A 15,999-nucleotide genomic window follows, 5' to 3' on the forward strand; every position below is an offset into this window, starting at 1 on the left:
CGGGGTGGGGGGCGCGCCCCCCCCGCCCCCCCCCCCGCGGGGGGGGGGCCGCGGGCGGGGGGGGGGGGCCGCCGGGGGGGGGGGGGGGGCCCCGGGGGGGCCCCCCCCCCCCCGGCCCCGGGTCAGGTCAGGAGCGGGCGGCGATCAGGGCGGCCAGGCCGTCCAGGCCGCGGTCCAGGGTCGCCGGGTCGACCTGGCTGACGGAGAGCCGCAGTTGGCGCTCCCCGCCCGCGCCCGGGTAGAAGTGGCACATCGGCGTCCAGATCACGCCGTACTCCGAGGCGGACAGCTCCAGCAGCGCGTCGTCCACCACGCACGGCACGGTCAGCACCAGGAAGAACCCGCCGCGCGGCGCGTTCCAGCTCACCCCGCCGCCGGGCGGGAACCGCCGGGCCAGGCCGTCCAGCACCAGGGCGAGGTTGCGCCGGTAGAGCGCGGCGACCCCGGCGTTGGCGGCCCGCAGGCTGTAGCCGTGCTCCAGCAGCGCCCCGCCGATCACGGCCTGGGCGATCGGCGAGGTGTTCACCGTGGTCATGCTCTTGATCATGCCGAGCAGGTCGGCCAGCAGCGCGGTGCCGCCCGCGCCGTCCGCCACCAGCTGGTCCGCCACCACGTACCCGACCCGGGCGCCGGGGAGCGCGGTCTTGGCGAAGGAGCCGAGGTGGATCACCCGCCGCCCGGTGTCCAGGGCCTTGAGCGGGGGCAGCCGCTCCTCGCCCGCGAAGACGCAGTACGGGTTGTCCTCCAGGACCAGGAAGTCCTCCTCGGCCGCCAGCGCCACCAGCTCCCGGCGCAGGGCCAGCGGCAGGCTGGCGCCGCTCGGGTTGGCCACGTCCGGCACCAGGTAGAGCGCGCGCGGTCGCAGCCCCTCGGCCCGGGCGGCGGCCAGCTGCCGGCGCAGGTCGGCGAGGTCCAGCCCGTCCGGGCCGTCCGCCACCGGGCGCACCGGGAGGTCCGCCAGCAGGGCTGCGCCGGTCAGCCCGACGTAGGTCGGGGAGACGGCCAGCACCACGTCCTCCGGGCCGCGCCGCAGCGCCCGCAGCACCAGGAACATCGCCTCCTGGCAGCCGACCGTCACCACGACCGACTCGGCGGGCACCTCGATGCCCTCGTCGGTGGCCAGGTGGGCGGCGATCAGCTCGTGGATGATGCCCTTGGTGCGGCCGTACTGGAGCACCTGGCGGCGGGCCGCCTCCTCGGTCAGGCCGCACTCGGTGCGCAGGTGCCCGACGTAGCGGTCCAGGTGGCGGTGGACGTCCGCCAGGTCGAAGAACTGCTCGGCCGGGCGGCCGGCCGCGAAGGAGACCGCCCGCGGGTAGCGGATGGAGATCTCGTTGAGCAGGTTCATCGAGGTCATCGCCGGGTCGGCGAGCGAGGGGTGCAGGTCGGTCAGCCGCAGGTCGTGCGGCGGGGCGGTGACGGTCACGGGGCGCTCCAGGCGGGGCAGGGCAGGGGGGTGGTGCGCAGTTCGGCGGCGGCGGCCGGGTCGGCGCAGCCGGCCAGGCCGAGGGCGTCGCGCAGCTCGGCGGCGAGCAGGTCCAGCACACGGGTGCAGCCCGGTTCGCCGTCCGCGGCCAGGCCCCAGATCAGCGGGCGGCCGAGCAGCACCCCGGAGGCCCCGAGGGCCAGTGCGGCGAGCACGTCGGAGCCGCCGCGCACCCCGCTGTCCAGCAGCACCTGGCAGTCCCGCCCGGCCAGCGCCTCGGCGACGGCCGGCAGCGCCGTCAACGACGGTACGGCCCGGTCGAGTTGGCGCCCACCGTGGTTGGAGACCACCACGGCGGCGGCGCCCAGCGCGGCGGCCCGCAGCGCGTCCGCCGGGTCGAGCACCCCCTTGACCACCAACGGCAGCGCGGTCCGCTCGCGCAGCCAGTCGAGGTCCGCCCAGGTGACGGCGGGGGAGAGCAGTTCGGCGGTGTGCGCGGCCACCGCCGACCCCGCGGCGGTGGCCCGGTGCGCCCGTCCGACGGCGCCGCCCTCCAGCAGCACCGCGCGGACGTGCTCGGGCAGGGCGAAGGAGTTGCGGGCGTCGCGCAGCCGGCGGCCCATGTACGGCACGTCGGCGGTGACCATCAGGCACTCGCTGCCGGCCGCCTCGGCCGCCGCGACCAGGTCGAGCAGCCGGCCCCGGTCGCGCAGCCAGTACAGCTGGAACCAGAGCGTCGCGCCGGTCGCCGCCAGCTCCTCGAAGCCGACGCTGCTGAGCGTGCCGACGGTGAACGGCACCCCGGCGGCCGCCGCCGCCCGGGCCGAGGCGAGCTCGCCCTCGGGGTGGAACAGCCGGTGGTAGGCGATCGGCGCCACCGCGACCGGCAGGGCCGCCCGGCTGCGCACCAGCGTGGTGGCGGTGGTGCGGGCGGAGACGTCGGTCAGCACCCGGGGCACCACGGCCGTACGGTCGAAGACCGCCCGGTTGGCGGCCAGGGTGTGCTCCTGCTCGGCGCCTCCGGCCAGCCAGTCCCAGACCTCGGGGGACAGGGCGGCCCGGGCGGCCCCTTCGTACCCGGCGACCGACAAAGGGAGTTGACGGTCCGTCAGCGGCGGCGCGCTCATCTGGCCGCTTCGCTGGCGTTGCGCTGGAGCTCGACGGCCTCGTAGAGGGCACGGATGTTGTTGCTGCCGAAGTTGCGGGCCCGGATGCGCTCGATCACCTCGAAGAAGAAGGTGCCGCGCGGGTGCTGGGAGCGGGTGAAGATCTGGAACAGCTGGCCGTCGTGGTCCTGGTCGACCAGCAGGTTCAGCTCCCGCAGTTCGTCCAGGCTGTGCCGCAGCGGGGTGAGCCGGGCGGGCAGGGCGTCGAAGTAGGCGCCCGGGGTGCGCAGGAACGGCACGCCGCGGGCGGCCATGGTGGAGACGGAGTGCACGGCGTCCTCCGAGGCGAAGGCGACGTGCTGCACCCCGGCGCCGCCGTGGTCGGCCAGGAAGGAGGCGATCTGGCCGCCGGCGTCCGGGGTGAGCGGCTCGATCAGGGTGAGGGTGACGCTGTGGTCGGGGCTCTGCACGACCATCGAGTCCATGCCGAGCGCGCCGACCTCGATCCGCTCCTCGAAGACCATCCGGAAGCCGAAGACCTCGCAGTAGTGCCGGACGGTCGCGCGCAGGTCGCCGGAGGGGACGCAGACCGCGAAGTGGTCGACGGAGCGCAGGCCGACGCCCTCGGCGCCGGTCGGTGCCGCGGCGTCGGGCAGGCCGGGGATCCGGTCGGAGGGGACGTCCGGGCCGCGCTCGATCAGGGTGTGCACCACGTCGCCGAAGGCGCCCACCACGGCGGTCACGCAGCCGTCGGCGGCCTGCGGCGGGCGCAGGCCCTCGGCGCCGCGCCCGGTCAGCGCCCGGTAGGCGGCGGTGGCGTCCGGCACCCGCAGGGCCAGGGCGGCCACGCCGTCGTCGTGCCGGGCCAGGTAGTCGGTGGCCGGGTGGCCGGCGGCCAGCGGCTGGGTGAGCAGCAGCCGGACGGCGGCCTGGCCGAGCAGGGCCGAGGCGCAGCGCTCGGCGGCCTCCCCGCGCTCGGTGGGCGGGACGAGCAGGTCGAAGCCGTACTCCGTGGTCAGCCGGGCGACGTCGGCGGCGAGGTCGGTCACGTAGAACTCGACGTGGTCCAGCGCGAGCGGGGACGGCGCGGTGGTCTCGGTCTCGGTCTCGGGAGCGGAACGGTCGGGCATCTGGGGGGCTCTCTCGTGAGGAGTGCACGGAGGCCCACCCCGGCGGCGGTGCGGTGAGGCAGGGCCGCCGCCGGGGGGGGCCCGGGGGCGTGGTGCGCGGTCCGCCGACCGTCGGTCGACGGCCGGCGGGCGCGGTGGAGCGGTGGAGGGGTCGGGGTCGCCCTAGGAACGGCGGGCGGGCTCGGCGGGCTCGGCCGCTTCGGCGGCCGGTCCCGGCACCGGTTCGGCGGCCGCCTCCCCGGCCGGTTCGGCGGCGGGCCGGTCGGTGGACCCGGCCGGCTCCTCCTCGTCCCCGCCCTCCTCCTCGTCGTCGTCGAGGCGGGCGTCGGGCTTGCCGAGCAGGAAGAAGGCGGAGAGCAGCGCGCCCACCACCATGGCGACGAGCACCGTCCGGAAGTCCAGCGCGGCGACCAGGCCGGCACCGACGCCGATGGCGATCGCCTGCGGTGCGGTGAGCGAGAGGTTGACGGCCGCCTGGGTGCGGCCCATCAGCTGCGGCGGGGTGAGCGCCTGGGCGGCGGTGGCCAGGCCGACCACGCCGGCCGGCATGCCGGCCCCGGCGATCACCAGGCCGACCGACACCACCCAGACCGAGGGCACCAGCAGCAGGATCGAGCCGATCCCGAAGACCGCCGAGCCGAGCATGACGGTCTTCCGGGGGCCGAGCTTGCCGATCAGCACGCCGCCCAGCACCGAGCCGCCCAGCGCGCCGACCGCCTCCACCGTCTCCAGCACGCCGAGGAACTCCGGCGAGCGGTGCAGCCCGTGCTGGATGAGCGCGAACAGCACCGGCTGGAGGAAGCTCAGCACGGCCGCGGTCAGGGTGGTCGCGATCAGCAGCGGCAGCAGCGAGGCGGTGCCGCGCAGGTGCCGGAAGCCCGCCAGCACCTCGCTGCGCCAGTGCCGGCCGGAGGGCTCCGGCTTGGACTCGGGCACCCGCAGCGCCAGGAAGGCCAGCGCCGCCGCGAGCAGGATGCCGATGTCGACCAGGGCGACGGCCCGGCCGCCGAGCCACCCGTACAGGCCGGAGCCGAGCAGCGGGGCGACGAGCGTGGTGCCAGCGCGCAGGGTCTGGGTGAACCCGACGGCCGCGCCGAAGTCCTGACGCTCCGTCAGGATGGTGCGCAGCATGGCGCTCTGGGCCGGGGTCAGGACGGCTCCGGCCAGGCCGTAGAGCACCGCCGTGCCGTAGATGATCCACAGGTGGCCGCGGCCGTCGACCAGCAGCAGCGGCGAAACCGCCAGCGCCAGCACGAGGTTGACCGTCACCAGCAGCGGCCGACGGCGGACCCGGTCGGCGACCAGGCCGCCGAGCGGCAGCAGCAGCATCGGGACGGCGTAGCAGAACATCACCAGACCGGCCGCCGAACTGCTCCCCGTCAGCACCTTGGCCCAGATGCCGAGGGCGATGAAGAGGGCGCTGTCCCCGAGGACGGACAGCGTCTGTCCCGCGATGTAGAGCCGGAACTCCGGCCGCGCCAGAAGTGGGTGCATGTCCTGTCCTTCGTTGCTGCGGTGTGGTGGATGGTGCGGGTGGGGCGTGCCCCGGGGCGGCCGGGCCGGTGCCCCGGGGCGTGTCTAGCGGAGCGCGGTGACGGTCCGGTGAGCGCGGGTGAAACCTTCGATCACGGCGTCGTTGGCGTCCTTCTCGCCGACCGCGATCCGGATGCCCCGGCCCGGGTAGAAGCGGACGGCCACCCCCAGCCGCTCCAGCTCCGCGGCGACGGCGCCCTCGTCACCGGGGGCCTCCACCCAGAGGAAGTTGGTCAGGCTCGGCGGCACCGACCGTCCCAGGGCGAGGAGTTCGTCCCGCAGCCGCTCGCGCTCGGCGGTGATCTCGGCGATCCGCCGGTCCACCTCCTCCTGGGCCGTGACGGCGGCCAGCAGGCCGGCCTCCTGGAGCCGGTTCACCGCGTACGGGACCTGGACCTCCCGGACCCGCCGGGCCACCGGCTCCGCCGCGATCGCGTAGCCGATCCGCAGCGCGGCCAGGCCGTGCGACTTGGAGAGGGTGCGCAGCACCACCAGGTTCGGCCACGCGGCGATCCGGTCCGGCACGTCCGGGGCCCGCCAGTCCCGGGCGAAGTCGATGTAGGCCTCGTCCAGCAGGACCAGCGCGGTGGCCGGGACCTGCCGCAGGAAGCCGGTCAGCTCCGCCCAGGAGTAGACCGTGCCGGTCGGGTTGTGCGGGTTGCAGAGCACGATGATCCGGGTGCGGGCGTCCACCTGCCGGGCCATCGCGGCCAGGTCGTGCCGGGCGTCCGGGCCCAGCGGGACGGCCCGGGCCTCGGCGCCGGCGATCCCGCAGAACAGCGGGTACGCGTCGAAGCAGGGGTCCGAGTGCACCACGTTGTCGCCGGCCCGGACGACCGAGTGGAAGAGGTCCAGCGCCACCCCGGCCGAGCCGTGGCCGACCACGACCTGCCCGGCCGGGACGCCCTGCCAGTCGGCGATGATCCCGGCGAAGCGCTCCGGGCGGAAGTCCGGGTAGCGGTTCAGGTCGGCGACCGCGCCGGCCAGGGCGGCCAGCACGGACGGCAGCGGCGGGTACGGGTGCTCGTTCTGGGCCAGCAGGTGTCTGGCCCCGGACGCGGCCGCCATCAGTCGGCCTGGAGGACGTAGAGCCAGGAGTGCGGGGTGGCCAGCGCCTCGACCCGGTCGATCCGCAGACCGGCGTCGGTGAACAACTGCTCGTAGGTCTCCTTGGTGTGCAGCGGCACGCCCATCATCGCGTGCGCCAGCTCGAAGCCGACCGAGAAGACCGGCATCGCGCTCTGCGACTCGCCCGGGCCGCGCAGCATGGTGTCGCCGAGCACGAAGGTGCGGGCCTTCGGGAAGGCCTCGCGCATCCGGGTGAAGATCGACGAGCGGGTGGTCGGGTCGGCCAGCAGGTCGTGCAGCAGGAAGAAGCTCATCACGGTGTCCACCTCGGCCACCTCGGCGGCCTCGGCGTCGTTGTCGATCTGGGTGCCCAGCAGGCCGAGCACGTCGGCCCGGACGGCGGTGACCCGGTCCTGCATCCCGGCGGCGGCGATGTCGGCGCGGGCGATGTCGGTGGCCGGACGGCTGATGTCGATGCCCAGGCCGCGGCTGCCCTCGCGCTGGGAGACCACCCGGCGGACCCGGGCGGAGGTGCCGCTGCCCAGGTCGGCGATGGTGCGGAAGTCGATGCCGGAGAGCACGTCGGTGAGCTGCGCGGCGAACAGCGACTGGTCGCACTGGGCGGAGCCGAGGGCGACCATCGCCTCGTCCCGGAAGACGTCGCCGTTGTAGTGGTGCGAGCCGGTGCTCAGGTGCCCGGCGCGGCCGAACACGTCGTGGTAGCCGCCGACGGCCCAGGTGAAGTAGCCGCGGGCGGCGGCGATCTCGATGCCCGCCTCGGTGGGCAGGTAGCCGGCGCCGTCGGCCTTGAGGTAGCCGTAGTCGGTGGCGGCGCGCAGCACGGCCTCGGTGCGGGCTGTGTCGCCCGACTCGGCGGTGATCGCGGCGGCGGACAGTGCCTCGCCGCGGCCGAACCGCTCCAGCACGCCGATCCGGTCCAGCGCGAAGATCACGTTGGCGGCGATGAAGCCGTTGTAGGCGTCGGTCGACGAGATCGGCGCCGGGGTGACGCCGCGCCAGGTGTCGGGGATGACGGCAGTCTGCATGGTGGTGTCCATTCCTCGTGGTGGGCCGGGTCGCGGCCGCTGGGCGTGGTGGTGCGGGGGTGTCGCGGTGGTGCAGGGGGCAGGCGGGGTTCAGCGGGGGGTCTCGGTGGGGCGCCCCGGCGCCGGCTCGGCCGGCCGGCCGCGCAGCCGGTCGGCGAGCACCGGGCCGATGACCGCGAGCGCCTGCGCGCCGGTCATCGCGCCGTGGGTGCTGGGCACGTCGTGGATCTCCAGCCGGCCGCCCACGTGGGCCCGCCAGCTCTCCGGGTCGGGGGCGTCGGCCGGGCGGTCCTCGGTGGCCACGAAGACCAGCGCGTCGCCGTCGTAGCCCGGCAGCGGGGCGTCGCCGGCCAGCGCGAGGTTGGCCAGGAACACCTCGACCACCCGGGCCACCCCGGCACCGCTCAGCCCGGCCAGCGGGCCGTCGCCGTGCCGGACCAGCTCCGCGTAGCCCGCCTCGTCGGTGGGCCAGGCGGTGATCTCGCCGGCCTGCTGGCCGAGCGAGGCGAGGATCGCGGCGAGCAGCTCCGGGTCGCGCCCGGAGCCGTCCCCGCCGTACCGGGCGTACTCGTCCAGCTCCGGATAGCCGTCCAGCACGGCCAGCAGGTCGACCTGCTCGCCCTGCTCGCGCAGCAGCGCCGCCATCGCGTGGGCGACCGGGCCGCCGAAGGACCAGCCCAGCAGGGCGTACGGGCCCTCGGGGCGGACCGCCCGCAGCTCGGCCAGGTAGGTCCGGGCCATCTCCGCCAGGCTCGCCGGGTGGCGGGCGAGGTCGGCCAGCCCGGGGGCCTGGAGGCCGTAGACCGGCTGTTCGGCGTCCAGGTGGCGGAGCAGCCCGGTGTACACCCAGCTGATCCCGGCCGCCGGGTGCACGCAGAACAGCGGCGGGCGCGAGCCGCGGGTGCGCAGCGGCAGCAGCACCGGGAAGGCCTCCTCGGCGGCGGCGCCGCCCCGGGCCCCGGCCAGCAGGTCGGCCAGCCCGGCGACGGTCGGGGCCTGGAACAGCGCCCGGACGCCGAGTTCGTCCGCGCCGGTCAGCTCGCGCATCCCGGCGACCAGCCGGCCGGCCAGCAGGGAGTGGCCGCCCAGCTCGAAGAAGTTGTCGTCGATGCCGACCCGCTCCAGGCCGAGCACATCGGCGAACAGCCCGCAGAGCACCTCCTCCAGCGGGGTGCGCGGCCCCCGGCCGCCGCCGGCCCGGCCCGGCTCCGGGGCGGGCAGGGCCCGCTCGTCGAGCTTGCCGTTGGGCGTCAACGGCAGCCGCTCCAGCGGCACCAGGGCGGCGGGCAGCATGTAGTCCGGCAGCTCGGCCGCCAGGTGGGTGCGCAGCGCGTCCAGGTCCAGCAGCCCGGCGGCCGGGGCCGGCACCAGGTAGCCGACCAGGCGCTTCTCGCCCGGGGCGTCCTCGCGCACCACCACGGCGGCCGAGGCCACCTCCGGCCGGCGGTTGAGCACCGAGCCGATCTCGCCGAGCTCGATCCGGAAGCCGCGGATCTTCACCTGGGCGTCGATCCGGCCCAGGTACTCCAACTCGCCGTCGGCCGTCCAGCGGGCCAGGTCGCCGGTGCGGTACATCCGGGTGCCGGGGGCGCCGTACGGGTCGGCGGTGAAGCGCTCGGCGGTCAGCGCCGGGCGGCCCAGGTAGCCGCGGGCCGACCCGGCGCCGCCGACGTAGAGTTCGCCGGGCACCCCGGCGGGCACCGGGCGGAGCCGGGAGTCCAGCAGGTAGAGCCGCAGGTCCGGGATGCCCGCGCCGATCAGCGAGCGGGACTGGCCGGCGGCGGTGGCCGCGTCCAGCGGCCGGTAGGAGACGTGCACCGTGGTCTCGGTGATGCCGTACATGTTGACCAGCACCGGGGCGTCCTCGGCGTGCCGGGCGTACCAGGGCGCCAGCCGGTCCAGGTCGAGCGCCTCGCCGCCGAACACCACCCGGCGCAGGGCGAGCCGGTCGCCGAGCTCCGGATCCTCCTGGTCGGCCTGCATCAACTGGTAGAAGGCGGACGGGGTCTGGTTGAGGAAGGTGACCCGCTCGCGCACCAGCAGCTCCAGGAACTCCCGGGGCGAGCGGCTGGTCCCGAAGGGCACCACGACCAGGCGGCCGCCGTGCAGCAGGGCGCCCCACAGCTCCCACACCGAGAAGTCGAAGGCGTAGGAGTGGAACAGCGTCCAGACGTCCTGCGGGCCGGGGGCGAACCAGTGGTCGGTGGCGGCGAACAGCCGGGAGACGTTGGCGTGCGGGACCACCACGCCCTTCGGGCGGCCGGTCGAGCCCGAGGTGTAGATGACGTACGCCGGGTGGTCCGGGCCGAGGTCGGGAGAGGGGGCCTCGGTGGACGCGCGGTGCAGTGCGGCGGCCGTCTCCGGGGTGTCGAGCAGCAGCAACGGCAGCCCGCTGTCCGGGAGTCGGTCGGCGGTCGGGCCGGTGGTGACCAGCAGCTCGGGTGCCGAGTCGCGCAGGGTGTAGGCGATCCGGTCGGCCGGGTAGTCCGGGTCGATCGGGACGTAGGCGCCGCCGGCCTTGAGCACCGCGAGCACCGCGACCACCAGCTCCACCGAGCGCGGCAGCGCCAGCGCCACCAGGCGCTCGGGGCCCACGCCGCGGTCGGCGAGCAGCCGGGCCAGCCGGTTCGCCCGGGCGTCCAGCTCGGCGTAGTCGACCCGCTCGTCCCCGTGGACCACCGCCACGGCCTGCGGGGTGCGGGCCGCCTGGGCCGCGAACAGCTCCGGGACGGTGCGGGGGCGGGTGTTCTCCGGCTGCGCCGCGGGGGCGCTCCAGCGGTCCAGGATCAGGGCCCGCTCGGCCGGGTCGAGGATCTCCGCCGCGCCGACCGGGCGGGCCGGGTCGGCCACCACGGCGGCGAGCAGCCGGGCGAAGCGGTCCCCGATCGCCGTCACCGTGGCCGGGTCGAACAGCTCCTCGGCGAACTCCACCACCACGCCGATCCCGGCCGGGGAGCCGTCCGCGGCCAGCTGCTCGCTGAAGCCGAAGGCCAGGTCGAACTTGGCGAGTCCGCCCGCGGGCGGCTCCAGCCGGGCGGGCAGTCCGGCGAAGGTGAGCGCGGCGTCCGGGCCGGTCGGCGCCTCGGCGGCGCCGAAGGTCAGCATCACCTGGAAGAGCGGGTGCCGGGCCGTCGAGCGGGCCGGGTTGAGCACCTCGACCAGCCGCTCGAAGGGCACGTCCTGGTGCTCGAAGGCGTCCAGGTTGGCCTGCCGCACCCGCTCCAGCAGCAGCCGGAAGCTCGGGTCGCCGGAGAGGTCGGCGCGCAGCACCAGGGTGTTGACGAAGAAGCCGATCAGTTCGTCCAGGGCCTCGTCGGTGCGGCCGGCGATCGGGGTGCCGAGCGGGATGTCGGTGCCCGCGCCCAGCCGGCTCAGCGTGGCGGCCAGCGCGGCCTGCACCACCATGAACACGCTGGACCGGCTCTCGCGCGCCAACTCGGCGACCTCGGCGTGCAGTTCGACCGGTATGCGGAACTCGACGCTGTTCCCGCGACGGTCCGGCTCGATCGGCCGCTTGCGGTCGTAGGGGAGCGTCAGCTCCTCCGGGAGGCCGGCCAGGGCCTGCTTCCAGTAGGCGAGTTGGGCGTGCTCGGCGCCGGTCGGGTCGTCCTCGGCGCCGAGCAGCCCGCGCTGCCAGAGCGCGTAGTCCGCGTACTGCACGGGCAGCGGGCGCCAGTCGGGGGCGGCGCCGGTGCTGCGGGCCCGGTAGGCGGTGTCCAGGTCGCGCAGCAGCGGGCCGACGGACCAGCCGTCGCTGACGATGTGGTGCATCAGCACCAGCAGCACGTGCTCGCCCTGCGGCAGCGAGAACAGCGTCGCCCGCACCGGGAGGTCGACGGCCAGGTCGAAGGCCTCCCGGCCGGCGTCGGCCAGCGCCGCCCGCAGCTCCGGCTCGTCCGCCACCGCGCGGATGCGCAGCACGGGCTCGGCGGACCGGGCGATCAGCTGGTGCGGCCGGCCGTCGGCGACCGGGAAGGTGGTGCGCAGCACCTCGTGCCGGGCCACCACGTCGGTCAGCGCCGCGCCCAGGGCGGCCGGGTCGACCGCCCCGGTCAGCCGGAGCGCGAAGGGGGTGTTGTAGAGGGCGCTCGGGCCCTCGAACTGGTCGATGAACCACAGCCGTTGCTGCGCGTGCGAGAGCGGGACCAGTGCGGGGCGCTGCTGCGGCAGCAGCCGGGCCCGCACCGGGCCGTCGCCGAGGTGCCCGGCCAGGGCGGCGACGGTGGGGTGGTCGAAGAGGGTGCGGATCGGGACCTCGGTGCCGAGCGCGGTGCGGATCCGGCTGATCAGCTTGGTGGCCAGCAGCGAGTGGCCGCCGAGGTCGAAGAAGCCGTCGTCGATGCCGACGGCCGGCAGGCCGAGGGTCTCGGCGAACAGTCCGCAGAGCGCCCGCTCGTTGCCGGTGCGGGGGGCGCGGCCCTCCGGCACCCCGGCGTAGTCGGGGGCGGGCAGGGCGCGCCGGTCGACCTTGCCGTTGGCGGTGACGGGCAGCGTGTCCAGGGTGACGATCGCGGCCGGGAGCATGTAGGCGGGCAGCCGGTCGGTGAGGAAGGTGCGCAGCTCGCCGGGGGTGGCCGGGCCGGCGGTGGTGACGTAGGCGACCAGCCGCTTGTCCCCGGGCCGGTCCTCCCGGACCAGGGCCACCGCGTGGCCCACCGCGGGGTGGGCGGCGAGCGCCCCCTCCACTTCGGCGGGCTCGATCCGGAAGCCGCGGATCTTCACCTGGTCGTCGGCGCGGCCCAGGAACTCCAGCACGCCGTCCGCGCTCCAGCGCACGATGTCGCCGGTGCGGTACATCCGTTCGCCCTTGCCGCCGAAGGGGCAGGCGGTGAAGCGCTCGGCGGTCAGCGCCGGGCGGCCGACGTAGCCCCGGGCCAGGCCGTTGCCCGCGAGGTACAGCTCGCCGGGCACCCCGGCCGGGACGGGCTGGAGGGCGTCGTCCAGCACGTACGCCCGGGTGTTCGCCAGCGGGCGGCCGATCGGCACCACAGCGGGCACCTCGCGGCCGGGCGACATGGTGAAGGTGGTCTTGATGGCGGTGGTCTCGGTCGGCGCGTAGACCGCGACCACGTCGGTGTCCGGGCAGGCCCGGAACAGCTGCCGCACCGCCTCGGGGGGCACCACATCGCCGCCCGTCCACACCTGCCGCACCGCGCGGAACGCCTCCGGTGCCTCCTCGGCCAGCAGGCGCAGCAGGCCCGAGGGCGCCTGGACCAGGGTGACGGCGTGCCGGGTGACGGTCGCGGCCAGCGCGTTGAGGTCGAGCTGTCCGGGCGCCGCCAGCACGATCCGTCCGCCGGTCACCAGCGGCGCCCAGACCTCGGTGGTGGAGGCGTCGAAGGCGGTGGGCGAGTGCAGCAGCACGGCCCGGTGGTGGCCCTGGTGGAAGTGCGGGTTGGCCAGCAGGTCGACCACGTTGCGGTGGGTCACCGCGACGCCCTTGGGCACGCCGGTGGAGCCCGAGGTGTACATCACGTAGAGCAGCTGGCCGGGGTGGGGTCGGCGGCCGGCCGGGGGTGCGTCGTCGGGGTGCGCGTCGGCGGGGGGCGTCTCGGCCCGGGCCGTGGTGACGTCCAGGGCGGTGGGCCGCTCGGTGCCGGGGTGGTCGGTGGTGAGCACCGGGTGGTCGCGGTGGGCCGGGTCGACCAGCACCAGCCGGGCCCGGGTGTCCGCGAGGATGTGCTGCATCCGGTCCAGCGGGTAGCGGGTGTCCAGCGGGACGTACGTGCCGCCCGCCTTGGCGATCGCCAGGACCGCCGTCACCAGGTCGGCCGAGCGGTCCATCAGGATCCCGACCGGCTCCTCCACCGCGAGCCCGCGGGCCAGCAGGACGGCCGCCAGGGCGCCGGCCCGGGCGTCGAGTTCGGCGTAGTCGAGCCGCTCGGTGTCGGAGACCACCGCGACGGCGTCGGGGGTGGCGGCGGCCTGGGCCTCGAACAGCTCGGTGAGGGTGGTGTCGGCGATCGGGACGGCGGTGTCGTTCCAGCCGGTGAGCAGCCGCTCGCGCTCCTCCGGTCCGAGGATGCCGATCCCGCCGATCGGAGCGTCGGGGTCGGCGGCCACGGCCTCCAGCACGCGCAGCAGACGCTCGGTGAGGGCGGTCGCGGTGGCGTGGTCGAAGAGGTCCGCCGCGTACTCGACGGCCGCCGCCACCCCGAGCGCGCGGCCGTCCGGGCCGTACTGCTCGGTGAAGTTGAAGTTCAGGTCGAAGTGCGCCAGGGACTCGCCCGCGCCCTCCAGCACCCCGCTGACCCCGCCGAGCGAGAGCACCGGGAGCGGGCCGCTGTTGACCGTCAGGACGGTCTGGAAGAGCGGGTGGCGGGCGGGGGTGCGGGTGGGGTTGAGCTGTTCGACCAGGCGCTCGAAGGGGAGGTCCTGGTGCGCGAAGGCGTCCAGGTCGGCCCGGCGGACGCGGTCCAGGAGCTCGCGGAAGGTCGGGTTGCCGGTGGTGTCGGTGCGCAGGACGAGGGTGTTGACGAAGAAGCCGATCAGGTCGTCGAGGGCTTCGTCGGTGCGGCCGGCGACGGGGGTGCCGAGCGGCAGGTCGGTGCCGGCGCCGAGGCGGGTGTAGAGGGTGGCGACGGCGGCCTGGAGGACCATGAACAGGCTGGCCCGGGTGGTGGTGGCCAACTCGGCCAGCCGGTGGTGAAGTTCGGGGTCCAGGCGGTACTCGACGGTACCGGCGCGGTGGCTGGGTGCGGTCGGGCGCGGGCGGTCGTAGGGGAGCTCCAGCTCCTCCGGGGCGCCGGCCAGGGCGTGCTGCCAGTGGGCGAGTTGCCGCGCGAGCAGGCTGTCCTGGTCCTCTTCGGTGCCGAGCGTCTCGTGCTGCCAGAGGGTGTAGTCGGCGTACTGGACGGGCAGCGGCTCCCACTGCGGCGCGGTGCCGGCCAGGCGGGCCCGGTAGGCGGCGTCCAGGTCGCGCAGCAGCGGGGTGACGGACCAGCCGTCGCTGGCGATGTGGTGCAGCAGGACGACCAGGGCGTGCCGGTCGTCGCCCAGCGAGATCAGCGACACCCGGATCGGCAGGTCCTCGGCGAGCCGGAACACCTCGCCGGTGGCCGCGGCCACGGCGGCGTCCAACTCCCGTTCGTCGGTGACCCGGTGGGTGTGCAGGGCGGGTTCGGCGGTGTCGGCGACCAGCTGGTGGGGGCGGCCGTCGTCGGCGGTCGGGAAGGTGGTGCGCAGCACCTCGTGCCGGGCCACCACGTCGGCCAGGGCCGCGGTGAGGGCGGCGGCGTCGACCGGGCCGCTGAGGCGGGCCGTGAAGGGGGTGTTGTAGAGGGCGCTCGGGCCCTCGAACTGGTCGATGAACCAGAGCCGTTGCTGCGCGGGGGAGAGCGGTACCAGGGCCGGACGGGACTGCGGCCGGAGCGCGGGGTGGGCCGGGGTCTGCCCGGTGGGCAGGGCGGTGGCGAGGGCGGCGATGGTGGGGTGGTCGAAGAGGGTGCGGATCGGCAGGTCGGTGCCGAGGGTGGTGCGGATCCGGCTGACCAGCTTGGTGGCGAGCAGGGAGTGGCCGCCGAGGTCGAAGAAGTCGTCGTCGATGCTGACCGCGGGCAGGCCGAGGGTCTCGGCGAAGAGCGCGCACAGGGCCTGCTCGGTGGCGGTGCGGGGGGTGCGGCCCTGCGGTGCCCCGGTGTAGTCGGGGGTGGGCAGGGCGCGGCGGTCGACCTTGCCGTTGGGCGTGACCGGGAAGGCGTCGAGGACGACGAGGGCGGCGGGGACCATGTAGGCGGGCAGGCGTTCGGCGGTGGAGGCCCGGAGTTCGGCGGGGGTGGTGTCACCGGTGAGGGTGAGGTAGGCGACGAGGCGCTTGTCGCCGGGCTGGTCCTCGCGGACCAGGGCGAGGGCCTGGCCGACGGCGGGGTGGGCGGTGAAGGCGGCTTCCACTTCGCCGAGTTCGATCCGGAAGCCGCGGATCTTGACCTGGTCGTCGGCGCGGCCGAGGAACTCGAGGATGCCGTCGGGGGTGCGGCGGACGAGGTCGCCGGTGCGGTACATCCGGGTGCCGGGGGCGCCGTACGGGTCGGCGGTGAAGCGTTCGGCGGTGAGGGCCGGGCGTCCGACGTAGCCGCGGGCGAGGCCGGGGCCGGCGAGGTACAGCTCGCCGGGGACCCCGATCGGGACGGGCTGGAGGGTGTCGTCCAGCACGTAGGCCCGGGTGTTGGGCAGCGGGCGGCCGATCGGGACGGTGCCGGGCACCTCGGCCGGGGAGGCCATCGGGTGGCGGGTGGCGAAGGTGGTGGTCTCGGTCGGGCCGTAGCCGTCGACCACGGTGAGGCCGGGGCAGGCGGTCAGGACCCGGCGGACGGCGGCGGGGGAGACCACGTCGCCGCCGGTCCACACCTGGCGCAGGCCGGTGAAGGCTGTCGGGGCCTCGATGGCCAGCACGTTGAACAGGCCGGCGGTGAGCCAGGCGGCGGTCACCCCGCCGTGCCGGAAGGTGTCGGCGAGCTCGGTGACGCCGAGGCGTCCGGCGGGGGCCAGTACGAGCCGGTGACCGGCCAGCAGGGGCGCCCAGAGTTCGTAGGTGGAGGCGTCGAAGGCGGTCGGGGAGTGGACCAGGACGCGTTCGTGGGCGTCGGTGTCGAAGGCGCCGCCGAGGGCGAGGTCGAGGATGGAGCGGTGGGTGATGCCGATGCCCTTGGGCTTTCCGGTGGAGCCGGAGGTGTGCATCACGTACGCCAACT

General features: G+C 75.6%; 7 protein-coding genes. All 7 read right to left on the reverse strand.

Annotated elements, in window-relative coordinates; translation table 11 throughout:
• Nucleotides 1-127 precede the first annotated feature (127 nt).
• Nucleotides 128-1,426, reverse strand: coding sequence for a PLP-dependent aminotransferase family protein (locus AB0O91_RS12275; protein ID WP_363430784.1), 1,299 nt, complete (start codon nt 1,424-1,426; stop codon nt 128-130).
• Nucleotides 1,423-2,553 carry an alpha-hydroxy acid oxidase gene (locus AB0O91_RS12280; protein WP_363430787.1) on the reverse strand — a complete coding sequence of 377 codons (1,131 nt, stop codon included), beginning with the start codon at nt 2,551-2,553 and terminating at the stop codon, nt 1,423-1,425. The genes AB0O91_RS12275 and AB0O91_RS12280 overlap by 4 nt, the downstream gene beginning before the upstream one ends.
• Nucleotides 2,550-3,662 (reverse strand): 4-hydroxyphenylpyruvate dioxygenase, encoded by a 1,113-nt coding sequence (hppD, locus tag AB0O91_RS12285; protein WP_363430789.1) that lies wholly within the window; start codon nt 3,660-3,662, stop codon nt 2,550-2,552. The genes AB0O91_RS12280 and hppD overlap by 4 nt, the downstream gene beginning before the upstream one ends.
• Nucleotides 3,663-3,824: 162 nt before the next feature.
• The gene (locus tag AB0O91_RS12290; protein ID WP_363430791.1) at nt 3,825-5,156 is read right to left on the reverse strand and encodes an MFS transporter; all 1,332 of its coding nucleotides are present in this window, start codon (nt 5,154-5,156) and stop codon (nt 3,825-3,827) included.
• A gap of 84 nt (nt 5,157-5,240) precedes the next feature.
• Nucleotides 5,241-6,263: an aminotransferase class I/II-fold pyridoxal phosphate-dependent enzyme gene (locus AB0O91_RS12295; RefSeq protein WP_363430793.1), complete on the reverse strand. Its 1,023-nt coding sequence runs from the start codon at nt 6,261-6,263 to the stop codon at nt 5,241-5,243.
• Nucleotides 6,263-7,309, reverse strand: a complete 1,047-nt coding sequence (locus tag AB0O91_RS12300) for an SAM-dependent methyltransferase (RefSeq protein ID WP_363430795.1) — start codon at nt 7,307-7,309, stop codon at nt 6,263-6,265. Before AB0O91_RS12300 ends, AB0O91_RS12295 begins: the two co-directional genes overlap by 1 nt.
• Nucleotides 7,310-7,399: 90 nt before the next feature.
• Nucleotides 7,400-15,985, reverse strand: a complete 8,586-nt coding sequence (locus tag AB0O91_RS12305) for an amino acid adenylation domain-containing protein (RefSeq protein WP_363430798.1) — start codon at nt 15,983-15,985, stop codon at nt 7,400-7,402.
• Nucleotides 15,986-15,999 lie beyond the last annotated feature (14 nt).

Source organism: Kitasatospora sp. NPDC089797, from assembly GCF_040684795.1.
In the GTDB taxonomy this organism is placed as follows: Bacteria; Actinomycetota; Actinomycetes; order Streptomycetales; family Streptomycetaceae; genus Kitasatospora.

What these genes read in the sequence shown, in the direction of transcription:
- AB0O91_RS12280 (WP_363430787.1), bottom strand. Translation starts at nt 2,553, where the DNA reads ATGAGCGCGCCGCCGCTGACGGACCGTCAACTCCCTTTGTCGGTCGCC.
- AB0O91_RS12300 (WP_363430795.1), bottom strand. Translation starts at nt 7,309, where the DNA reads ATGCAGACTGCCGTCATCCCCGACACCTGGCGCGGCGTCACCCCGGCG.
- AB0O91_RS12290 (WP_363430791.1), bottom strand. Translation starts at nt 5,156, where the DNA reads ATGCACCCACTTCTGGCGCGGCCGGAGTTCCGGCTCTACATCGCGGGA.
- hppD (WP_363430789.1), bottom strand. Translation starts at nt 3,662, where the DNA reads ATGCCCGACCGTTCCGCTCCCGAGACCGAGACCGAGACCACCGCGCCG.
- AB0O91_RS12295 (WP_363430793.1), bottom strand. Translation starts at nt 6,263, where the DNA reads ATGGCGGCCGCGTCCGGGGCCAGACACCTGCTGGCCCAGAACGAGCAC.
- AB0O91_RS12305 (WP_363430798.1), bottom strand. Translation starts at nt 15,985, where the DNA reads ATGCACACCTCCGGCTCCACCGGAAAGCCCAAGGGCATCGGCATCACC.